Here is a 21,247-nt window from a genome sequence, read left to right as displayed (position 1 = left end):
ACGATGAGATTGCCACGAAACGGGAGGAACCGGGCTATGCGATCCATCTGGAACGGCGCGATCTCCTTCGGTCTGGTCAGCATTCCGATCAAGCTCGTGAACGCCACCGAGAGCCACTCGATCTCCTTCCGGCAGATCCACCTCAGCGACGGCGGGCGCATCCGCTACCGCAAGGTGTGCGAGCTCGACGGCGAGGAAGTGTCCAGCGCAGAGATCGGCAAGGGGTACGAGGAGGCGGACGGGTCGGTCATCCCCCTCACCGACGAGGACCTGGCGCAGTTGCCGATCGCCACCGCCAAGACGATCGAGATCATGTCGTTCGTCCCGGCGGAGGAGATCGACCCGCTGCAGATGGACGCGGCGTACTACCTGGCCGCCAACGGGCCGACGGCGGCGAAGCCGTACACGCTGCTGCGGGAGGCGTTGAAGCGGAGCCGGAAGGTCGCGATCGCCAAGTACGCGCTGCGGGGGCGGGAACGGCTGGGGATGCTGCGGGTCGTCGACGACGTGATCGCGATGCACGGGCTGTTGTGGCCGGACGAGATCCGGGCGCCGGAGGGGGTGGCACCGGAGGCGGACGTGTCCGTACGGGAGGCCGAACTCGACCTGGCGGACGCGCTGATGGCCACGCTCGGCGAGGTGGAGATGTCCTCGCTGCACGACGACTACCGGGACGCCGTGGAGGCCTTGATCGCGGCGAAGGCGGGTGGGGCGTTCGAGCCGACGGAGCCCGTGGTGGCGCCGGCCGGGGGTCAGGTGATCGACCTCATGGCGGCGCTGGAGAAGAGCGTGCGGGCGGCGAAGGCGTCCCGGGGGGAGGGGTTGGGGGCGGGGGCGGCCGAGGCGGAGGCCGAGGCCGAGGCCGAGGCCGAGGTTACGCCGATGCGGCGGAAGGCGGGGCGTGCGGGGGCGGCTGCGCCGAAGGCGGTGGGCGGGAAGAAGTCGACGGCGGCGTCGGCCAAGAAGACTGCGGCATCGGCCGCTTCGAAGAAGAAGACCACTACGGCCGCCAAGGGGACGAAGTCGGCCAAGTCGGGGGCTGCGGCGGCCAAGTCCACTTCGGCCTCCGCCAAGAAGGCGGCCTCGGGCGCGAAGAAGGCGGCTGCGCCGCGGAAGCGGTCCTCCGCCTGACCGTTCCTGGCGGGGTGGCGTGGCGGGGTGCGGGGTGCCTGCGGCGCTGCTCCCCGCCCCGCCCTTCCACCGTTCCCTGGGGCTCCGCCCCAGACCCCGCTCCTCAAACGCCGGAGGGGCTGGAAGGTGCGCCGGGGGACGGGTGCGCCCGAGGGGATGGAAGGTGCGCCAGGGGGACGGGTGCGCCCCAGCGGATGAAAGGCGCGGCGGGGGGACGGGTGCGCCCGAGCGGATGGAAGGCGCGGCGGGGGGACGGGTGCGCCCGAGCGGATGGAAGGCGCGGCGGGGGGACGGGTGCGCCCGAGCGGATGGAAGGTGCGCCGGGGGACGGGTGCGCCCGAGGGGATGGAAGGCGCGGCGGAGGGGCTGGACGTGCGCCCGAGGGGATGGAGAGTGCGGCGGGAGGGTGCGGGTGGGTCAGGCTGGGCTTGTGAAGGGGCGCAGCCAGGTTCTCGTGTCGCGGGCCAGGGTGAACAGGGCTTCGATGTCCGGGAGTTGGAGGGTGGTCGGGGAGTTCGCGAGGTGCGGGGTGACCGTCGGGGGGTGCAGGACGTGGATGTCGCGGACCGTGGGGGCCACGTCGACGCGGGAGGCGTCGGCCAGGGCCAGGGCCGGGGTGACCTCCGCGCTCAGGGCACGGCCGGCGGCGGCCGCCGCGCGGCGGGTCCAGCGGGGGTCCGGGCGGGGTTCCGTACGGCCGACGGTGAGCAGGAGGTCGCCGACCACCGCGCGCTGGCGGCGGCCCGGGACCGTGCGGACGCAGAAGACGCCGGCCGGGCCTATGAGCAGGTGGTCGATGCGGCCGAAGCCGGGGAGCGGAACGCAGTGCAGGACCCGCCAGCCGTCCGGCTCCAGGGCGTCGAAGGCGTCGCCCATCCGCTGCTGGGCGGTCAGCTCCTGGCGCATGCGGTGCCGCGCGCGGGTTCCCGCCGGGGCGTGGGTCAGCTCCCCCAGCAGCGTCTCGCCCGGGCGGTTCGGGGCCAGGTCCGCGTCCGGCGGGAGGGCGAGGCGCCGCAGGTCGGCCGCCGTGGGGACCGGGGGCGGGCCGATCGAGACGGCGCCGCTCAAGTACGGGCGCAACGCCGCCAGGACCGCCTCACGGTGATCGTCCGCGAGGACGCTGATCCGGCTGGCCTGCCGGTCGTACCAGGCCACCGCCCGCCCGTCGGGCAGGTTGACGTACAGCCGGCCACGGCCGGGCCGGCCGCTCGGCAGCACCTTGAGTCCGCGCATCGCCCTCACCCCCGCGGTCCATGGGAGCAGCCGGGACCTCGCAGGGCAATCCCTCGGTTGTGTAACGACTCCGACGGGACGTTGCCGCTTCGCTGTTACACATCCGGGGCTCGGCCGCAACGGCCGGGGCCTAGGTTCATCCCACGTAGCCGTCCCCTATCCACCCCGGACAGCCCAGCCCGCCAGTACGGAAGGACTTCCCGTGAGCACCGTCAGCCGCCGCACTCTCGTTCGCGCCGCCGCCGTGGCCGCATGTGCCGGAAGTCTGCTGGCGCTGCCCACCGTTGCCGCCTTGGCCGAGGGGGTGCCGGCGGCCTCGTCCGCGCATTCCGCGGCCCCGCAGCGGGTCCTGGTCAAGAGCCTCGCCCTCGCCGACGGGGTGTCGACGGCGAAGGTCTACCGCACGGCCAAGGGCGCCTACCAGGCCGACATCCTGACCGCTGAGGGCGTCAAGGCCGTCAGCCTGACGAGCCGTGACGGGATCACCGCCGTCGGCGCCGCCGGGGACCTGCACGCCACGCTGGACGACGACGGGCGGCTGACCTCCTGGATGGGCGAGGTCCCCGCGGCGGGCGCCGACCACTCGGTCCCGGGCGCCGACGGGCACAAGACGGGGACCCGCAACGGCCACGTCGTCCCCGCCTCGGCCCAGCGGCAGACGGGCGGCGAACGGCGCGACGTCGCGACCGGGTCCGAGGACGCCCAGCGCCTGAGCACGCTGGCCGACGGCCCGGGCGAGGGCGTGCTGCTGCTCGCGGCGGGCGGCGCCACCGCCGCCGTCGGCGCCGCCGGTCTCGGCTTCGCGATGCTGCGCCGCGGGCGCACCGACAGCTGACGGGCCGCGGACGGAGCGACCGACAGGGCGGCTGACGGGGCCGCAGACGGAGCGGCTGGCAAGGCGGCCGACGGCTCACCCGGCGCGGCCGCGCCGTCGACTCGGGTAAAAGGGATGTACCTGTGCATATGGTTGGCGCGATCGATCGTCGTCCAGCGCGGACAGAAGGGCACAAGGGCCGTGACCAGGTTTCGCTTCCGTGCGGCCGCCCTCCACGGCCTGCCGGCCCTCGCCCTGCTGGCGCCGCTCTCCCTGGTGGCGGGCTGCGGGAACACCGGCGGGCTGGTCGCCGCCGGGGCCACGCCGACGGCGAGCGGACCCGTACACCTGTGGCCCGACCGCCGGGGGGCGACCGTACCGCCCGCCGATCCGGGTGGGGCGCCGCCCGAGTACATCCAGGGAATCCCGCCGGTCCGCGACCAGAACGTGCACGCCGTCGACCCCGTGGCCCTCGTCCAGGCGGAGCTGCGGGCCCGCCCGGAGGCGGAGGTCGGCGCGGACGGGATGCCGCCCGAGACCGCGGCCGCGATTCAGGCGTGCGGGGAGGACGAGGACGAGGAGCCCGGGTCGTGCCCGGTGCTCAAGCCGTACTACCGGGACCTCACGGGCAACGGTACGGACGAGCTGATCGTCGGCATCGAGTTCCCCGACAAGATGATGTCCGTACGGGTGTACACGGCCGACCCGGACGGGCGGCTCAACCGGATCATGGCGACCACGGAGACCGTCATCTCGGTGGAGCTGGCCGCACGGGACGTGATCCTGCGGGTGCCCAGCGGGAACCACGGCTACGAGCTGATCACGGCCTGGTCCTGGGACGAGAAGCAGCTCACCATGCTGCCGACGCGCGAGCAGATCGTACGGGTGCCCGGGAATCCGAAGCCCGCGCTCACGAAACCCGCGCTCACGGCCCGGCCCTCGGCTCCGACGGCTCCGACGGCTCCGAGCGCCCCGTGAGACCGCGGCTGCGGCTGCCGCTGCGCCCGCCCGCCTGGACGGCCACGCTGACCTGGAAGTCGGCGTGCTTCATCGTGGTGATGTGCTGCTCGCTGGCCGCCGTGCTGGGTGCGCTCGTGCACGTGGAGGTGACCCGCCAGACGGTGGCCACGGCGCGGGAGAAGGCCCTCGGCAAGCTGCACGACGCGTCGCGCGCCTACGAGGCGGGCGACGCCCTGCCGCCCGACGCGGGGCTGGATCCCGTGGGGCTGCCGCCGGAGCTGCGGGCCCTGGCCGTGGGCGGCCAGCGCGCGACGGTGGTGGCGGACTACCGGGGCCGGCCCACGATGTGGGCGGCGGCCCCGGCGGACGGGCGTGCGCTGGCGGCCGCCATCGACTACGGGCAGAGCGCGCGCACGATCAGCGGGCTGGACAACGCGATCATCGGCTCGTCGGTCCTGGCGATCGGCGGGACGCTGCTGGTGGGCGCCTTCGCGGTGACCCGGGTGACGCGGCGACTGCACCAGACGGCGACCGTCGCGCGGCGGATCACCCAGGGCGATCTCGACGCGCGCGTGGGAGACCCGCGGACGAAGGACCCCTCGCGGCACCAGGACGAGGTGGCGACGGTGGCCGGGGCGCTGGACACGATGGCGGGAAGCCTGCAGGCGAAGCTGGAGAGCGAGCGGCGGTTCACGGCGGACGTGGCGCACGAGCTGCGCACACCGCTGACGGGGTTGCAGGCGGCGTCGGAGCTGTTGCCGGAGAGCCGGCCGACGGAGCTGGTGCGCGAGCGGGTACGGACGATGCGGCAGCTGACGGAGGACCTGCTGGAGATCTCGCGGCTGGATTCGGGCAGCGAGGTGGTGGAGACGGACCTGCACCAGCTGGGGCGGCTGGTACGGCGGGTGGTGCGGGCGTCGGGGACGGACACGGAGGTGGTGGTCGTCCGGGACGCGCACGTGGAGACGGACCGGCGGCGGCTGGAGCGGGTCCTGGGGAACCTGGTGGCCAACGCGCACAAGCACGGGCGTGCGCCGGTCGTCCTGACGGTGGACGGGCCGGTGGTGACCGTACGGGACCACGGGGACGGCTTCCCCGCCTACCTGCCGGCGCACGGCCCGCAGCGCTTCCGCAGCGCGGGCAAGGGCCACGGACTCGGCCTGACGATCGCCGTGGGCCAGGCCCGGGTGATCGGGGCCCGACTGGAGTTCCGGGAGGCGCGGGGCGGCGGCCTCGCGGTACTGACCCTGCCGGATGCGTCGTCCAGCCCAGCCGACGCGTAAGACGGGGGGCCGGGGCGGCACCGACGCGTGCGGCGCGGGGCCGGGGCCGAGCCCGAGGTCAAGGCCCAGGGCGGCACCGACGCGTGAGGCGCGGGGCCCGGGGCCGAGTCCGAGGTCAAGGCCCGGGCGGAGCCCGAGGTCAAGGCCCGAGCCGGCCCGAGGTTACGGCCGCGGGGGCTTCGTCCACGGCCAGCGGGGCTTGGGCTTGGTGCCCGTCGGTCGGTGGCAGTACTTCCAGCCCTTCTGGAGGCCCAGGCGCTTGGAGTAGCCCGCCGGGACGCGTTCGTAGAGCAGAACCGTCGGCGGGCCGCCGTCCGGCGCCGGGACCGGGATCTCGTACCACTTCGGGGGATGGCCGGTCGGGCCGAGGAGGATCGGGAGGACCCGGCCGTCCATCGGGCCGCCCTCGAACGGGGTCGGTTCGCTTCTCACCCCACCAGTGTCACAGCAGGTGGGCCGCCTCGGAGACCACCGGTATCACGCGGCGGGCCAGGACCCCGACCGGTCCGTCCGCCGATTCCAGGGCGAGGGCGGCGCGGGCGGCCGCGGCCGTCTCCGGGTCCGTGGCCGCGGTGGCCGTCAGCAGGGCGATGAACTGGTCCAGCAGCCAGTCCCGCAGGGTGCCGGTCTGCGGTTGCTTGCCCTCGTCGATCCAGATGAGGGAGGCCGCCTCGACCGCCGTGATCCACGTACGGACCATCATGCGCAGCCGGGGGCCCGGGGCCGGGACCCCGAGGTGGAAGAGGATCTGGTCCGCGGCGGCCCGGCGGATGCCGTCCACCGTGGCCGTCGTGCGGGAGGTCTCGACGACGCTGCCGCCCTGGAGGAGGGCGGCGAAGCCGGCGTCGTGCTCGTCGACGAAAGCGAGGTAGCGGTCCAGGGCCCGGGAGAGGCGCTGGGTCAGGGGGCCGTGCTGGGGCTCCGCGAAGCAGAGCTTGAGGACGTCGGCCGCCGAGCGCAGGGCGGCCTCGTACAGCTGCTGCTTTCCGCCCGGGAAGTAGCGGTAGACGAGCGGGCGGGAGACCCCGGCGGCCTCCGCGACGTCGTCCAGCGAGACCTCCTCCGGCGCCCGGTGCGCGAACAGCGAGAGGGCGGCGTCGAGGAGTTGGGCTCGCCGCTCCTCGACGCTCAGCCTGCGGTAGGCGCGTACGGTCATGTCCGCAGGGTAGCCCTCCGCAGGCCGCGCGCGGCCGTCTCTTTCGGATCGGCCCCGCGGGTGGAGGGCTGGCCTGACGCGACGCCTGGCCCGGTCCGAAAGAAAGACGGCGGCGCGGGCCCGGCAGGATCCGGAAGCGGCCTACGCCAGGAGGCCCGAGCTCTGCCACAGCTTGCGGCCGACTCCGCGCAGGACGCCTATGTCGTCGAGGAAGTCGGTGAGCCGCTTCGCGCCGCTCTGCATGACCTCCCGGCGGTGGCCGCTCGCCCTGACCTGGGCGACGGCTTCGCGGCGGTCGAGGCCGACGTGGTCGTAGACGGCCGGGTTCACGAAGGCGAGCGAGAAGACGCGGGCGGCCTCGCCGCAGCTGATGCGGGTGAGCTCCTGCTCCCAGCGCGGCGCCGTCAGCATCTGACGGCGCAGTTCCTCGCGGGCGTAGCGGACGTGCCGGGCCTCCTCGATGACGTGGATGCGGGTGACCCCACGGATCAGCGGCTGGACGCGCTCGTCCGGGAAGGTCAGGCGCTGCATCCAGTCGAGGATCTCCTCGCCGAGGAGGGTGCAGGCGAAGGAGCCGGGGGTGGTGGAGATGGTCTTCAGCACCCGCGCGAGGTTGTGGTTGACGCGGGAGACCGGGTACGCGGGGGCGCCGGACTTCTGGATCATGCGGGCGAACATCATCGAGTGGCGGCACTCGTCGGCGATCTCGGTGAGGGCGTACCGGACGTGATTGCTGGTCAGGGACTTGTCGTAGATGTGACGGACCAGCAGCTGCATCAGGATGATCTCGAACCAGACGCCGAGCGAGCCGAGCGCCGCGGCCTCGTGGCGGGAGAGGTCGATGCGCTGCTCCTCCCCCATTTTCCGCCAGAGCGGGGTGCCGTAGAGGGAGAGCAGCTCCGGGGGCCAGTAGTACTTGCCTTCGACGAGTGGGGCTTCCCAGTCGAGTTCCTTGTCGGGGTCGAAGGAGTGCTTGGCCGAGGATTCGAGCAGGCGCTCGGCGATCTGCTCACGGTCCTTGAGCAGGCCGAGGGCGTCCCTGAGCGCGGCTCGTTCGGTCGGCACGGTCGTCATGGCGGGGACACCTCGTCATCGGGTTTCCGGCGGTCACCAGTTATGAGACTGCTTGTCAGCAAGGCCGTCAATCCCCCGCGCACGACTTGTTGACCCGGCGTCTACCAACGTGTGACCCTGCCAACTATCCGGTCCCACACCGCAGTACGTGAGACGAGGGGGCGTCAATGTCGACGCACGAGCTCTACACCACCAACCCGCGCGAGGCCGTCTGGCAGGTGCCCGCCACCGGCTCCGCCCGCTTCAGCTGGGAATACGACGACGGCCGCGAGCGGCTCCTCGCCCTGTACCAGAAGGGCAAGGACAAGCAATGGGACGGCGCCAAGCGCATCGACTGGGGCATCGAAGTGGATCCCTACAATCCGCTCGGCACCCCGGACGAGGCCCTGACGCTGTACGGGACACGGCACTGGGCCAAGCTCACCGAGAAGGACAAGGGCGAGCTGCGCCGGCACTACGCCTCGTGGAACTTCAGCCAGTTCCTGCACGGCGAGCAGGGCGCGATGGTGTGCGCCGCCCGCATAGTCGAGTCCGTGCCGGACCTCGACGCGAAGTTCTACTCCGCCACCCAGACCATGGACGAGGCACGGCACGCCGAGATCTTCGGGCGTTTCCTGCACGAGAAGGTCGGGATGCTCTACCCGGTCAACGACAGCCTCCAGGCGCTGCTCGGCGACACCTTGCGCGACGCGCGGTGGGACATGCCGTACCTGGGCATGCAGGTGCTCATCGAAGGGCTCGCGCTGGCCGCGTTCGGCATGATCCGCGACACGACCGACAAGCCGCTGCCCAAGCAGATCCTGGCGTACGTGATGCAGGACGAGGCCCGGCACGTGGCGTTCGGGCGGATGGCCCTGCGCGACTACTACAAGCAGCTGACGGACGCCGAGCGGCGCGAGCGCGAGGAGTTCGTGATCGAGGGCTGCTACCTGATGCGGGACCGGTTGCGCGGGGTGGAGGTGCTGGAGAACTTCGGCATCCCGAAGAAGGAGGCGGAGCAGTACAGCGAGGAGGCGGAGTACCTCCAGCTGTTCCGCAAGCTGCTCTTCAGCCGGATAGTGCCGTGCGTGAAGGACATCGGCCTCTGGGGCGAGCGGCTCCAGCGGGCGTATCTGGACATGGGGGTCTTCGACATGGGCGACTCCAACCTGGACCTGCTCATGAGCCAGGACGAGGAGATCGCCGAGGCCCTCGACCGGGAACGGTTCGCGGCCGAGGAGGCGGAGCGGGTGGCGGAGGTCGAGGCGGCGATCTCGGACGGGGCCGACGCGTAGCCGGGCGGGAGCGGGTGCGGGAACGGCTGCGAGGGGGGCCGCGCCGTCAGCGCGTGGACAGGGCCGCTTCCATGACCGCCCGCGCGATCGGCGCGGCCGCCAGGTTCCCGCTGATGTCCCCGCGGTCCGCGGCCGCGTCCTCGACCACCACGGCCACCGCGACCGACGGCACCGCCTCGCCCTCCGCCTTGGCCCAGGCGATGAACCACGCGTACGGGGTCCCCGCGTTGCCGACGCCGTGCTGCGCGGTGCCGGTCTTGCCACCGACCACCGCGCCGGGGATCGCCGCGTTCCTGCCCGTTCCGTTCTCCACGACCTTCACCATCAGCTCCTGGAGGCGCAGCGCGGTGACCGGGCTCATCGCCCGGCCCAGGCTGCGCTGGCCGCCGCGCCGGACCGGCGACCCGTCGTCCTGGGTCGTCCGCTCCACCAGGTAGGGGGCCTTCAGCTCACCGCCGTTGGCGACCGCGGCCGCCACCATCGCCATCTGCAGCGGCGTGGCCCTGGTGTTGAACTGGCCGATCGAGGACAGGGCCAGCTGGTCCTGGCTCATGTCGGTGTCGAAGTTCGACCGGGACACCCACGAGGGGACCCGCAGCCCGTCGCCGTTGAAACCGAAGCGCCGCGCCGCCTCCACCATGCCGCGGAGCCCGACCTGCACGCCGATCTTGGCCATCACCGTGTTGCAGGACCACTGCACCGCGTCGGCCATCGAGGCGTCCTCGCAGCCCGTGCCCGCGTTCGGCAGCAGGGTGCTGGTCCCGGGCAGCGGGTACGGGTCGGGGGTCCGGGTCGGCGCGTCCACATCGGAGACCACGCCCGCGTCGAGGGCGGCCGCCGCCGTCACGATCTTGAAGGTGGACCCGGGCGGGTAGGTCTCGCGCAGCGCCCGGTTGAGCATCGGCCGGGCCGGGTCCGCGTTCAGCGCGGCCCAGGCCTCCTTGACCTTCTCGCCCGTGCCGGAGAGCACGGAGGGGTCGTAGGAGGGGCTGCTGACCAGGGCGAGGATCTTCCCGGTGGCCGGCTCCACGGCGGCCACCGCCCCGCGCTTGCCCGCGAGCCCGACGTACGCGGCCAGCTGCATGCCGGAGCGGACGGTGGTGACGGCGTTCCCGCCGGCCGGGCGGCCGCGGGCCAGGTCGTACCAGAGCGGGAAGGCGGAGAGCCCCGGGTCGGTGCCCGACAGGAGCGCGTCCTCGGCCCGCTCCACGAAGCTGGTCCCGTACGTCTGGGAGGAGAAGCCGGTGACGGGCGCGTAGAGCGGGCCGTTCTCGTACGTCCGCTCGTAGCGCAGCAGTTGGCCGCTGTCGCGGGAGCCCGTGACGGGGCGGCCGTCGACCAGGATGTCCCCGCGGGGCTGCGCGTAGCGCTCGATGGCGGGGCGCTTGTTGGCCGGGTTCGCGCCGTAGCCGGCCGACTCCCAGACCTGGACGCGGGTGATGTTGACCAGCAGGGCGACGAGCAGGGCCGCGCAGAAGTACGCGCACCAGCGGATGTAGCGGATCACTCGGCCGGCTCCTGTGCGGGGCGGGGTCTGCGGGCGCTGTCGCTGAGCCGGACCAGCAGGGCGACGATGATCCAGTTGGTGACGACGGAGGAGCCGCCCTGCGCCAGGAAGGGCATGGCCATGCCGGTGAGCGGGATGAGCCCGGTGACTCCGCCCGCGATGACGAAGACCTGGAGGGCGACGATCGAGGCGAGGCCGGTGGCCAGCAGCCGCCCGAACGGGTCCCGCAGCGACAGCCCGGCGCGGAAGCCGCGGGCCACGAGGAGTCCGTAGAGGAGCAGGATCGCGGTGAGGCCGACGAGCCCGAGCTCCTCGCCGGCGGTGGCGAGGACGAAGTCCGACTTGGCGGCGAAGCCGATGAGGAAGGACTGGCCGTGGCCGAGCCCGGCGCCGAGCAGGCCGCCGGCGCCGAAGGCGAAGAGGGACTGGGCGAGCTGGCCGGGGCCTTCGCCGCGCTCGATGGAGGCGAACGGATGGAGCCAGTCCTCCACGCGGCTGTTCACGTGCGGTTCGAACGTCCCGACGGCGTACGCGCCGAGGGCGGCGAGCAGCAGCCCGATGGCGATCCAGCCGATCCGCCCGGTGGCGGTGAACAGCATGATCACGAACAGGCCGAAGAACAGCAGCGAGGTGCCCAGGTCCCGCTCCAGGACCAGTACGCCGACGCTGAGCAGCCAGATCGCGAGGATCGGGCCGAGCACCCGGCCGGGCAGGAGGCGCAGCTTCCAGAAGAGCCGGCGGCCGGTGAGCGCGAGGGCGGTGCGGTTCGCGGCGAGGTACGCGGCGAAGAAGACGGCGAGCAGGATCTTGGCGAACTCCCCCGGCTGGAAGGAGAGTCCCGCGAACCGGATCCAGATGTGCGCGCCGTTGACCGCCGGGAAGAAGACGGGCACCAGCATCAGGACCAGGGCGGCGGCGACGGAGAGGTACGCGTAGCGCTGCAGGACGCGGTGGTCGCGCAGCAGCGCGACCACCGCGACGAACAGCGCCATCCCGAGCCCGGACCACAGGAGCTGGTCCCCGGCGGTGAGGTGGGCGGGTGTGGTCACGTCGAGCCGCTGGATGAGGACGAGTCCGAGCCCGTTGAGCAGGAGGGCGATCGGGAGTACGAGGGGGTCGGCGTACGGGGCCCTGAGCCGGACGGCGAGGTGCGCGATCAGGGCGGCCGCGGCGAGGCCGGCGGCGTAGCGGGTGGCGGCGCCGGGGATGTGGCCGGCGGTCGCGAGGCCGACGTGGAGGTGACCGAGGACGGAGATCAGGACGGCGCCGGCGAGGAGCGTCAGCTCGACGCCGCGGCGCATGGGGGCGCGGGCGTCGGGAGGCGGGGGCGGGGCGGGCTCCGTCACCTTCGCCGTCAGAGCGGTCATACGGCAAACGTAGCAAGCCGGCGGATGGTATGTACGCTTATGTCATAGTGTGCCGAAGAGTCGTCAGAAACGGTCGCAATCAGGAGCCGAGCCTTATGGGACCTGTGGAATTCATCGTCCTCGCCTTTCCCGAGGAGCAGCTGCGGGTCCAGGCGGTCGAGGCGGTGATGGGGCTGCGCAAGGCCGGGGTGGTCCGGCTGATCGACGGTCTCCTCGCGACGAAGACGGCGGCGGGCGAGGTGCTGGCGGCCGAGTTCGACGAGTTCGTCGAACTGCACGGGCTGCTGACGGGGCGGGACGTGGCACGGTTGATCGGGCCGGAGGACGTGCAGGAGGCCGCGGGGCTGCTGGAGCGCGGGAGCTGCGCGTTGCTGCTGGTGGTCGAACACGTGTGGGCCGAGGACGCGGCGATCGCCGTACGCGCGGCGGGCGGGCGGATCGTCGGCTCGGTCCGCATCCCGCTGGACCGGATGGCGTCGGACCCGCGGACGGGGGTGGCGTGATGTTCATCCGACCGGTGGGCGTGACGGTCCGCTCGGCGGACCGCCCTGCGGGCCGCCCGCTGCTCCAGGGTCTGCTGGCCCGGGCGGCCGGATCCGCGCAGGGCGCGGCGGTGGCGGACGAGCCCCGGCACGGGGTGCGGTGGCGCCCGGCGGAGCGGATCGTGCGCGCCGAGCCGAGGCACGAGCCGGAACCTGAACCGGAGCCGGAGCTGGATCTGGAACCGGAGCCGGATCTGGAACCCGGGCCGGAGCCCGGGGAATGGCTGGAGGCCGGCTTCTCGGAGTTCCCCCCGCCAGGCGCCCCGTCGGGCGGACCGGCGCCCCGGACGGGCCTGGCGGTGGAGCTGACCCAACTGGCCGCCCTCGCCCGCGAGGGCCTGCTCACCCCGGAGGAGTTCGCGACGGCCAAGGCGCGCCTGCTGCGGGGATGAGGGGCACTCGGTACGCCCCGGCACACCCCGGTGCACCCCCAACCGGGTGACCGGCGCCCCGACCTCCGACTCGCCTGGGCGATTTGTCATACCGATCGTGGCAGCATCGGGCGTCTCGTCCCGGAGGTGATCACATGTCACATCGGCTGCTTCGCGCCGCCTGTATCGCCGCAGTGCTCCTCGTCGCGGGGCCGGCTTCGGACGCCGGCGCCGAGCCGGGGCTTCCCGAAGCGGAGTCCGTGGGGGTCCTGCTCACCCGTCTGCAGGGGCTCTACCAGAAGGCCGAGGAGGCCACCGAGGCCTACAACGCCACCGAGGAGGCCCTCAAGTCCGGCCAGGACGAGGAGCGGCAGCGTGCCGCCGAGCTCGGCAGGGCCCGTACCGCCCTCGCATCCGAGCAGGCCCTCGCCGGGCGGCTGGCCCGGGAGCAGTACCAGGCCACGCGGGGCCTGTCCCCCTACGCCCGGATGCTGCTCGCGGGCGACCCCCAGGCCGCCCTGGACCAGCGTCGGCTCGTCGCCCGCGAGGGCGCCCGGCGGGCCGGCGTACTGGACCGGCTCCGGCGCGGCGAGCGGGAGGCCGGCGCGCTCGCCGTGCGGGCCCGCAGGGCGCTGGACACCCAGCAGGCGCTGGCCGCCCGGCGCAAGCGCCACCAGGACGAGGTCTCCGCGCAGCTCAAGGAGGTCGAGCGGGTCCTGGCCTCGCTGACCCCGGAGCAGTTGGCGCGGCTCGGTGCGAAGGAGGCCGAGGACACCGCCGCGGCGCAGCGCGATCTGATGGACTCCGGCCGCCTGCCGACCCGTACCGGGACGCCCACGGCGGCGGGCGGCGCGGCCCTCACGTACGCGGCCGCCCAGATCGGCAAGCCGTACGTGTGGGGCGCCGAGGGGCCGGGGTCCTTCGACTGCTCCGGGCTCACCTCCCAGGCGTGGGCGCACGCCGGGCGCGTCATCCCGCGGACCAGCCAGGAGCAGTGGGCCCGGCTGCCGAAGGTGCCGCTGGACCAGCTGCGGCCCGGGGACCTGGTGGTCTACTTCCCCAAGGCCACCCATGTGGGCCTGTACGTCGGAGACGGCAAGGTGATCCAGGCGCCGCGGCCCGGGGCGAAGGTCAAGCTCTCCCCGATCGCCGCGAATCCGCTGCTCGGGGCCGTGCGGCCGGATCCCGACGGGACCCCGCTGACGGAGTTCACCCTTCCGCCGCTGCCCGCGAACGCCGGGGCGGCGACGGAAGGGGACGACGCCGGTTACTCCGCCGAGGGGGCCCCGGACGCGTCGGACGCGACGGAGGCCCCGGACGCGGCGCCCGCGGCCGAGGAGACCTCCGCCAGGTAGTCCGCCGCGTCCTGGGGGTCGTAGAAGTACTCGTCGAAGTCGGCCGGGTTGTCGAAGCCGTTGGCGAATCGGTTCGCCACCGGCTGGAGCTGCCCGGCCGCGCCGATCAGGTTCAGGACGTGCTCCGGCGGGACGCCCAGCATCGCGTTCGTCCACTGCGTCACCGGCTTGCCGGTGGTGAACCAGAACTTCTCGAAGGTCGCCTTCATCCACGCCTCGTCGAACGGCTTGTCGCCGTGCATCAGGATCGAGGAGAGGTACGAGGCCGCGCACTTGGCGGCGGTGTTCGCGCCCTGGCCGGTGACCGGGTCGTTGGACACGACCACGTCCGCGACGCCCAGCACCAGCCCACCGCCCGGCAGGCGGCCGATCGAGTTGCGGACCACCGGCGCGTAACGGCCGGCGAGCGTGCCGCCCGCGTCCGTCAGCTCCACCTTCGTGGCCCGCGCGTACTCCCACGGGGTGAACTTCTCCATCAGTTCCAGCGTGAGCGCCAAGTGCTCCCCCGGGTCCTTGACACCGGTGAAGACGTCCAGCGGACCGCCCGGGAGGCCCTCCCAGAACAGGATGTCCGCGCGCCCGGAGGTCGTCAGGGTGGGCATGACGAACAGTTCGCCGACACCCGGGACCAGGTTGCAGCGGACCGCCTCCGTCTGCGGGTGCTCCGGGCGCGGCCCGAGCCCGTGCACGTACGACACGGCCAGCGCGCGCTGCGGGGCGTCGTAGGGGGAACGCGCCGCGTCCCGCCCGAACATCGAGACCAGCTCGCCCTTGCCGGCGGCGACCAGCACCAGGTCGTACGTACGGGAGAAGAAGTCCAGGTCGGCGACGGAGGCGCCGTGCACGACCAGTTGTCCGCCGCGCTGCACGAAGGTGTCCAGCCAGCCGGCCATCTTCACGCGCTGGTCGACGGACTGCGCGTACCCCTTGAGGTGGCCCAGCCAGTCGATGGCGCGGGAGGAGTCGGGGGCGGCGACGGAGACGCCGAGGCCCTCGATCTTCGGGGCCTGCTGCTCCCAGAAGTTGATCTGGAGGTCGCGCTCGTGCTGGAGCGCCGTGTCGAACATGACTTGCGTGGACATGACCCGCCCGGTGCGGATCTCGTCCGCCGTCCGGTTGGACATGAGGGTGACCTCGTACCCCTTCGACTGGAGTCCGAGGGCGAGCTGGAGACCGGACTGGCCGGCGCCCACGACAAGTATCTTGCGCATCTCTCACGTTCTCTGTTCGGGGGTGCGGGGGTGTGGGGGTGCTGTGTTCGGACTGCTCTAGCTGTGTTCGGACTGCTCTACTCGGGGGTGCTGTCCAGGGCGTGGCCCACCAGGGTCAGCAGGGATTCGACCACCGTCCGGCGGCGCCGCGCGTCCATGATCACGACGGGCACCCCGGGTGCGGTGGAGAGCGCCTCGCGGACGTCCTCGGGCTCGTAGGACCGTGAACCCTCGAAGTGGTTGACGGCGACGACGTACGGGAGTCCGCAGCTCTCGAAGTAGTCGAGGGCGGGGAAGCAGTCGCGCAGCCGGCGGGTGTCGGCCAGCACGATGCCGCCGATGGCGCCGCGCACCAGGTCGTCCCACATGAACCAGAACCGCTCCTGGCCCGGGGTCCCGTACACGTAGAGGACGAGGTCGTCGTCGAGGGTGACGCGGCCGAAGTCCATGGCGACGGTGGTGGTGTTCTTCTCCGGCGTCGCGGACAGGTCGTCCGTGGGGGCGCTGGCCTGGGTCATCACCGCCTCGGTGCGCAGCGGGGTGATCTCGGAGACGGAGGAGACGAAGGTGGTCTTGCCGACGCCGAAGCCGCCCGCGACCAGCACTTTGACGGCGACGGGTGCGCGGGAGCGGTCGTACTGCCAGGGCTGGACCGGTTCGTCGTCGGTCTCCGGCAGGGGCACCTGGCTGTCAGAGACGGCGAAGACCACTGAGCACCCTTTCCAGCAGCGCGCGTTCGGGACGGCCCGTGCCGTGGCCCGTCCCGTAGACGCGTATCCGTCCCTGGTCCGCGAGGTCGCTGACGAGTACGCGCACCACGCCGAGCGGCAGCTTCAGCAGCGCGGCGATCTCGGCGATCGTGCGCATGCGGCGGCAGACCTCGACGATGGCGGGCATCTCGGGCATGCGGTCGGGCTTCTGGGGCTCCGACGCCTTGGTGTCCAGGGCGGCGACGAAGGTCTCGACCAGCAGGACGTGCGTGAAGCGGGTGCGGCCGCCCGTGAGGGAGTACGGGCGGACGCGGGCGGGGCGGCGGTCGGCTCCGCGTATCGGCAGCCGGTCGGAGGCCGGACTCCTCACGGGGTGTTCTCCATCGACTGGCGCAGCTCGCTGCGGACTTCGGGGGTCAGGACGTGGCCGGCGCGGCCGACGAACAGGGCCATGTGGTAGGCGACGACGCTCATGTCGCAGTCGGGTGTGGCGTGCACTCCCAGCAGCGAGCCGTCGCTGATGGCCATGACGAAGACGGAGCCGTTCTCCATCGCCACCATGGTCTGCTTGACCGAGCCGGTGTCCATCAGGGCGGCGGCGCCGGTGGTGAGGCTGCCGAGGCCCGACACGATGGTGGCGAGGTCGGCGCAGGCCCCGCGCGGGCCCTTGCGCTCGGGCTGTTGCCCGGCCGCGCCGGTGCCCGCCCCGGGGTCCGAGGACAGGAGCAGCAGCCCGTCCGAGGAGACGACGGCGACGGAGTTGACGCCGGGCACCTCCTCGACCAGGTCGGTCAGCAGCCACTGCAGGTTGCGGGCCTGGGTGCTCAGTCCGTACGTACTGGGCGCGGTCATGTGCGTGCCTCCTGTGCGGTGTCCCCCTGGTCGGTCTTGCTGTGGCCCCGGTCCGGGCCCTGCCCCCGCCCCTGGTCCTGCGCCTGGCCCGGCCGCTGGTCCTGCGCGAACTCGGCGGCGACGACGCGGCGCCCGTCCTGGGCCCCCTGGTAGAAGCCGCCGAGGCGGCGGCGCAGCTCGTCGGCGTCCACCCGGCGCGGGGCGGCCGGCGGTGCTTCGTCACCGGGCGCGCGGACCGCGGTGACGTTGCGGGGGGTCCGCTTCGGCAGGCCCTTGTCGGTGAGGGCCTCCGGGGCCCGCCCGGGCCGGTCCTGCGCCCCGGCCGGTGTGCCGGTCGGCGTCGCGGCCGGTGTCGCGGGCTCCGTCTCGGCGGGGTGGCTGCCCTGGCGGGGGAGCCAGTTCCCCTCGGCGGGGGCGTGGCTGTGCGGGTCCGGCTCCGGCGCGCTCTCCCGTACCTGGAAGGCGCCCGCGTCCGCGTCGGGGACGACCCGCGCGAGCATCTCCTCGGCGGGGGCGGTCCCTTCGGGAGCCGGGGCCGGCACGGTGAACACCTGGTCGGCGGGCGGCAGGCCCGAGCCTGCGGCCGGCGCCGCATCCGGAGCGGCGGCCTCGACGGGGTCGGCGGCGTCTGCCGCGGGCTGCGCCACGGCCGCGTGGTCCGCCTCCGCGGCAGCCGGCGCGGCGGGCACGTCGGCGGCAGGAGCGGCGTCGGGCGCGGCGTGGGCGCCGCGGGGGCGCGACGGCAGCGTGTTCTCGTTCGCCTCCGCGATCACGCCCGGCAGGTGCAGGGCGGGTCCGCCCGGCGTGGCCAGGGTGTGGACCGGCGATACCGGCGGGGCGGCGGGCAGCAGGGACGCCGGTACGACGACCACGGCCTCGGTGCCGCCGTGGCGCGGGGCGCGCAGCTCCGCGGTGACCCCGTGCCGGGCCGCGAGGCGACCGGCCACGTACAGGCCGAGGCCCAGGCCGTGTTCCGACTCGGGCTCCTCGTCGTACGCCTCGGGCGTCGAGAGCCGGGAGTTCAGCGCTTCCAGCCGGTCCTCGGTGACCCCGATGCCCTCGTCCACGACGGAGAGCACGACGTCGCCGGAGTCCAGCAGCCGGCCGGAGACCTTCACCTTGGCGTCCGGCGGCGAGAACGTCGTCGCGTTCTCCAGCAGCTCGGCCAGCACGTGGGAGATGTCGTCGGCCGCGTGCCCCGCGACGTGGGTGTACGAGGGCAGCGCCGCGAGGTCGACGCGCTCGTAACGCTCGATCTCGCTCACGGCGGCCCGCATCACGTCCACCAGCGGCACCGGCAGGCCCTGCCCGTGGCCGTGTTCCTGCCCGGCCAGGACCAGCAGGTTCTCGTTGTGGCGGCGCATCACCGTCGCCAGGTGGTCCAGCTTGAAGAGGGTCGCGAGCCGGTCCGGGTCCTGTTCCCTGGATTCCAGCTCCTCGATGACCGCGAGCTGGCGCTCCACCAGGCCCAGGGTCCGCAGCGACAGGGAGACGGAGGTCGTCGACACGATGCGGCGGTGCTCCTCCAGCCCCGTCCGCAGCTTGGTCAGTTCCTCCTCCAGAACGTCCCGGCTGGAAGTCAGAGCCTCGTTGCGGCCGATGAGCCGCCGCCGGTCGGCGTCGAGTCCGGCGATCCGGGTGTGCAGGGAGACCGTCTGGTCGCGCACCGCGTTCAGGTGGCGTACGACCTCGGCGAACTCGTCGTTGCGGCCGGTGAAACGGACCGGCTCCACCGAGCCCTCCGGCGTCGCCAGCCGCTGCGCGCCGCGGCGCAGGACCGACAGCGGCCGCGTCAGCGACCGCGCCACGGCGGTCGAGACGCCGACGGCGACCAGGAACAGCACGCCCAGCAGGGCGACCAGGGTCTCCAGCCGGGTCACGTCGTCGTCGCGCAGGGAGGCGAGCGCGGTGGCCCGCTGGCCCGCGAGGGTGGACTCCACGGACCGCATGCGGTCGATGCGGGCGGTGAGCGCGGCGCCGACGGTGGGCCCGTCGGTCTTGCGGTCGGCGGCCGTCAGGGTGGGCCGGTCGGTGAGCCGCTTGAGGAAGTCGTCGGCCGTCTTGACCTCGGGGCCGGTGACGGTCGCGGCGAGGGTCTGGCGTACGTCGGGCCGCGCGGCCCGCGCGAAGTCGTCCAGGGCGGCCTGCTCCCGTACGCGCGCACGCTGGGCGGCGGCGGTGAGCTCGTCGACCACGGCGGAGTTGGGAAGCTGCTCACCGCGGGGGACGGCCAGCGCGGCGAGCAGCAGTCCACGGGTGGCCGAGGCCTGTTCCACGGCCTGGCCGAGCGGGGCCAGCGGGCGGGTGGTGCTGAGGGCGGCCCCGGCGCGCGGCGGGGTCAGCTCGGCGAGCCGGTCGCCGGGGGCCTGGAGTTCCGCGATGACTCCCGCGTAGGCCTGGTGGGCGGCGAGGGCGCTGCCCTTGCCGTCGACGGCCTCGCTGCGGACGGCCCGGATGCGGGCGAGCGCGCGGGCGGTCTCCTCGTCGGCCTCGGCCTGAACCTCGGCCAGCTGCCGGTCGGTTCGGGCGGCGCGCTCCTGGACGGGCCCCTTGGCGGCGCCGGGCCGGCCCTTGGCGGCGTACTCGACGACGACGTCGCGCTCGTCGCCGAGCAGGTGCGCGAGGGTGAGGGTCTGCCGGGTCCGTTCCGCGAGGGTGACCAGGCGCTGGGAGTCGTTCAGTTCGGTTGATGCGGAGATGACGGCGGGGCTGCCTGCCGCGAGGACGGTGAGGCCGGCGACGGCCACACCTACGACCAGCCTGCGGCGCACGCGGACGCGGCGTCCTGCGGGGGCCGGGCCGTCGGCGGCGGTGCCTCCCCCAGCTACCGCTGGGAGGTGCCCCCATTTCCGAGACCGCTTCTTCTGCACCGGTGCTCGCAATCCTGTACGTGTGCTTCTGCTCGTCTACTCGTGTGGCCGAGGTAACGGCCGGTCAACAAGTAAACGCCCCCTGCTCCCTCGTACCGCCTCAGACCTTTGCAGCGTGTTGGGGAGAGAGCCGCACATCGCCCACCCGGCCACTCGAACGAGTGAACATCACGGATGAGTTGGCGACCAACTCGGACACCTCGTCTCAGAGCGCCGTCGGTGGACAGGTGGTTGAAAGATCGATACGGGCTTTGGCAGGATGCCCGCCCACATCCGCGCCGGGGGTGCCGGGGCCGCTGCCCGCCGGCCGGGCGGTGGGCGCTGCGGCCGGATCCGGGCCCTCGCCCATTGGTACGGACCTGATCGGGCCTCGCGTGGCCCGGCGGGCAGAATGCCCGTATGCGCATCGACCTCGCCTCGGCCCCCGGCCACCAGGAACGCCCCAATGAGGACTGGCTGTCGGCCGCGATCCCCGCCTCCGGCGGTGGGGTCCTGGTCGCGCTGGACGGGGTCACCCCACCGGAGGGCGAGGACGGGTGCGTGCACGGAGTGCCGTGGTTCGCGGCCCGGCTCGGCGGCCGATTGACCGAACTGTCCGGATCCCGGCGGGACATGCCGCTGGACCGGATCCTGGCCGAGGCGGTCCGCGCCACGGCCGAGGCCCACCGCGACACCTGTGACCTTTCTCACGTGCGCACGCCCCAGTCGACGGTCGTCATGGTCCGCTGGGACGAGGCGTACGTGGAGCACCTGGTGCTCTCGGACTCCGTCCTGCTCCTCCAGGCGCCGGGGGGCGAGGTGACGGCGGTACTCGACGACCGCCTCGACCGGGTTCCGCGGGAGGTACTGCGCTCGGTGTCCGCGACGGATGCCCTGCGCAACGCGGAGGGCGGTTTCTTCACGGCGGCCGCGGATCCTGCGGTGGCGGCGCGGGCGGTGACGGGGCGCACTGCGCGCGAGCGGGTGCGGGCGGTGGCGGCGCTGACGGACGGGGCGAGCCGGTGGACGGACACGTTCGGGGAGGGTGACTGGGCGGAGTGCGTGGCGGTGCTGCGGAAGGAGGGGGCGCAGGGGTTGATCGGCCGGGTGCGGACTCTCGAGTCCGATCCGGCGCGGCCGGTGGGCCGGTACAAGCGGCATGACGATGCGTCGGCGGTGTATGCGGAGCTGTGAGATTCCCGCCGGGGGGGGGAGGAGCGGGCGGGGCACGGGCCGGCGGAGCCGGTGGCGCCGGGCCGGGCCGGTGGGTTCCGGGCCGAGCCGGTGAGCCTGAGCCGCCGGGCCCTCGGGCGGGGTCGGCAGGGGGTGGCGGCGGTGCCGGGCGCGCGCCGGGGTGTCTCCCCGGGCGCCGAACGTGGCGAGGGGTCGGTGGGTGCGGCGGCGGTGCGTTCGGCGCCCTGCGGGGACACCCCGCCACACACCCGTCCCCGCCGCCACGGGCCGCGTAGGGGGACGGCCTGGCACACACCCGGCACCGCCGCCACGGGCGGGGTCGGCACCCTGGCAGACACCGGCCGTGGCGCCACGGCCCCGCCGC

20 protein-coding genes are annotated in these 21,247 nt (G+C 73.5%); 9 read left to right on the top strand and 11 right to left on the bottom strand.

Features of this window, described 5'->3' with window-relative positions; genetic code table 11:
• Positions 1 to 36: 36 nt before the first annotated feature.
• The gene (ku, locus tag AC07DU_RS09285; protein WP_479110520.1) at positions 37 to 1,131 is read left to right on the top strand and encodes a non-homologous end joining protein Ku; all 1,095 of its coding nucleotides are present in this window, start codon (positions 37 to 39) and stop codon (positions 1,129 to 1,131) included.
• Between the two features lie 417 nt (positions 1,132 to 1,548).
• Here ku and AC07DU_RS09280 read toward each other — a convergent pair whose 3' ends face one another.
• The gene (locus AC07DU_RS09280) at positions 1,549 to 2,364 is read right to left on the bottom strand and encodes a nuclease-related domain-containing protein (RefSeq protein ID WP_479110518.1); all 816 of its coding nucleotides are present in this window, start codon (positions 2,362 to 2,364) and stop codon (positions 1,549 to 1,551) included.
• 202 nt (positions 2,365 to 2,566) lie between these two features.
• Here AC07DU_RS09280 and AC07DU_RS09275 point away from each other — a divergent pair, with 202 nt between their 5' ends.
• The 3 genes from AC07DU_RS09275 (at position 2,567) to AC07DU_RS09265 (ending at position 5,421) form a co-directional block, all read left to right on the top strand.
• The gene (locus AC07DU_RS09275; RefSeq protein ID WP_479031094.1) at positions 2,567 to 3,199 is read left to right on the top strand and encodes a hypothetical protein; all 633 of its coding nucleotides are present in this window, start codon (positions 2,567 to 2,569) and stop codon (positions 3,197 to 3,199) included.
• 180 nt (positions 3,200 to 3,379) lie between these two features.
• Positions 3,380 to 4,156 carry a hypothetical protein gene (locus AC07DU_RS09270; RefSeq protein WP_479110516.1) on the top strand — a complete coding sequence of 259 codons (777 nt, stop codon included), beginning with the start codon at positions 3,380 to 3,382 and terminating at the stop codon, positions 4,154 to 4,156.
• The gene (locus tag AC07DU_RS09265; protein WP_479110514.1) at positions 4,153 to 5,421 is read left to right on the top strand and encodes a histidine kinase dimerization/phospho-acceptor domain-containing protein; all 1,269 of its coding nucleotides are present in this window, start codon (positions 4,153 to 4,155) and stop codon (positions 5,419 to 5,421) included. The genes AC07DU_RS09270 and AC07DU_RS09265 overlap by 4 nt, the downstream gene beginning before the upstream one ends.
• A gap of 162 nt (positions 5,422 to 5,583) precedes the next feature.
• Here AC07DU_RS09265 and AC07DU_RS09260 read toward each other — a convergent pair whose 3' ends face one another.
• The 3 genes from AC07DU_RS09260 to AC07DU_RS09250 form a co-directional block, all read right to left on the bottom strand.
• Positions 5,584 to 5,853 carry a hypothetical protein gene (locus tag AC07DU_RS09260; protein ID WP_479110512.1) on the bottom strand — a complete coding sequence of 90 codons (270 nt, stop codon included), beginning with the start codon at positions 5,851 to 5,853 and terminating at the stop codon, positions 5,584 to 5,586.
• Positions 5,854 to 5,863: 10 nt separating this feature from the next.
• Complete coding sequence (locus AC07DU_RS09255; protein ID WP_360888334.1) at positions 5,864 to 6,577, bottom strand: TetR/AcrR family transcriptional regulator; 714 nt, start codon at positions 6,575 to 6,577, stop codon at positions 5,864 to 5,866.
• Between the two features lie 141 nt (positions 6,578 to 6,718).
• A complete protein-coding gene (locus AC07DU_RS09250) occupies positions 6,719 to 7,651 on the bottom strand; it encodes an AurF N-oxygenase family protein (RefSeq protein ID WP_360888331.1) in 933 nt (310 codons plus the stop codon).
• A gap of 167 nt (positions 7,652 to 7,818) precedes the next feature.
• On the opposite strand from AC07DU_RS09250, the gene AC07DU_RS09245 reads away from it, so the two are divergent.
• Entirely contained in the window at positions 7,819 to 8,925 is a 1,107-nt protein-coding gene (locus tag AC07DU_RS09245) for a ferritin-like domain-containing protein (protein WP_360888329.1), read from the top strand.
• A gap of 46 nt (positions 8,926 to 8,971) precedes the next feature.
• Here the strand turns inward: AC07DU_RS09245 and AC07DU_RS09240 are convergent, their stop codons facing one another.
• Positions 8,972 to 10,432 (bottom strand): penicillin-binding transpeptidase domain-containing protein, encoded by a 1,461-nt coding sequence (locus tag AC07DU_RS09240; RefSeq protein ID WP_479031107.1) that lies wholly within the window; start codon positions 10,430 to 10,432, stop codon positions 8,972 to 8,974.
• Positions 10,429 to 11,799 (bottom strand): FtsW/RodA/SpoVE family cell cycle protein, encoded by a 1,371-nt coding sequence (locus AC07DU_RS09235; protein ID WP_479031110.1) that lies wholly within the window; start codon positions 11,797 to 11,799, stop codon positions 10,429 to 10,431. The genes AC07DU_RS09240 and AC07DU_RS09235 overlap by 4 nt, the downstream gene beginning before the upstream one ends.
• Before the next feature lie 95 nt (positions 11,800 to 11,894).
• Between AC07DU_RS09235 and AC07DU_RS09230 the strand changes: the two genes are divergently transcribed.
• From AC07DU_RS09230 to AC07DU_RS09220, 3 genes are all read left to right on the top strand, one after another.
• Positions 11,895 to 12,302: a DUF6325 family protein gene (locus AC07DU_RS09230; RefSeq protein WP_361938620.1), complete on the top strand. Its 408-nt coding sequence runs from the start codon at positions 11,895 to 11,897 to the stop codon at positions 12,300 to 12,302.
• Positions 12,302 to 12,733, top strand: a complete 432-nt coding sequence (locus AC07DU_RS09225) for an SHOCT domain-containing protein (protein WP_479110509.1) — start codon at positions 12,302 to 12,304, stop codon at positions 12,731 to 12,733. The genes AC07DU_RS09230 and AC07DU_RS09225 overlap by 1 nt, the downstream gene beginning before the upstream one ends.
• A 134-nt stretch (positions 12,734 to 12,867) precedes the next feature.
• Positions 12,868 to 14,067: a C40 family peptidase gene (locus tag AC07DU_RS09220; RefSeq protein WP_479110507.1), complete on the top strand. Its 1,200-nt coding sequence runs from the start codon at positions 12,868 to 12,870 to the stop codon at positions 14,065 to 14,067.
• On the opposite strand, the gene AC07DU_RS09215 is transcribed toward AC07DU_RS09220, so the two are convergent.
• The 5 genes from AC07DU_RS09215 to AC07DU_RS09195 all read right to left on the bottom strand — a co-directional run bounded on the left by AC07DU_RS09215 (position 13,980) and on the right by AC07DU_RS09195 (position 19,611).
• A complete protein-coding gene (locus tag AC07DU_RS09215) occupies positions 13,980 to 15,278 on the bottom strand; it encodes a styrene monooxygenase/indole monooxygenase family protein (protein WP_479110505.1) in 1,299 nt (432 codons plus the stop codon). The genes AC07DU_RS09220 and AC07DU_RS09215 overlap by 88 nt on opposite strands.
• Before the next feature lie 77 nt (positions 15,279 to 15,355).
• Positions 15,356 to 15,988 (bottom strand): GTP-binding protein, encoded by a 633-nt coding sequence (locus AC07DU_RS09210; RefSeq protein WP_453374478.1) that lies wholly within the window; start codon positions 15,986 to 15,988, stop codon positions 15,356 to 15,358.
• Positions 15,969 to 16,358 (bottom strand): DUF742 domain-containing protein, encoded by a 390-nt coding sequence (locus AC07DU_RS09205; protein WP_360888306.1) that lies wholly within the window; start codon positions 16,356 to 16,358, stop codon positions 15,969 to 15,971. The genes AC07DU_RS09210 and AC07DU_RS09205 overlap by 20 nt, the downstream gene beginning before the upstream one ends.
• Positions 16,355 to 16,840: a roadblock/LC7 domain-containing protein gene (locus AC07DU_RS09200; protein WP_479031121.1), complete on the bottom strand. Its 486-nt coding sequence runs from the start codon at positions 16,838 to 16,840 to the stop codon at positions 16,355 to 16,357. The genes AC07DU_RS09205 and AC07DU_RS09200 overlap by 4 nt, the downstream gene beginning before the upstream one ends.
• A complete protein-coding gene (locus AC07DU_RS09195; RefSeq protein ID WP_479110503.1) occupies positions 16,837 to 19,611 on the bottom strand; it encodes a sensor histidine kinase in 2,775 nt (924 codons plus the stop codon). Before AC07DU_RS09195 ends, AC07DU_RS09200 begins: the two co-directional genes overlap by 4 nt.
• A 498-nt stretch (positions 19,612 to 20,109) precedes the next feature.
• Between AC07DU_RS09195 and AC07DU_RS09190 the strand changes: the two genes are divergently transcribed.
• On the top strand, positions 20,110 to 20,883 hold the full coding sequence (locus AC07DU_RS09190) for a protein phosphatase 2C domain-containing protein (RefSeq protein ID WP_479110501.1): 774 nt from the start codon (positions 20,110 to 20,112) through the stop codon (positions 20,881 to 20,883).
• The last annotated feature ends 364 nt before the right edge of the window (positions 20,884 to 21,247 follow it).

The organism is Streptomyces sp. NPDC045695, assembly GCF_056432025.1.
The sequence above is the reverse complement of the archived record's forward strand: the minus strand, read 5'-3'. Positions and strand labels throughout refer to the sequence as shown.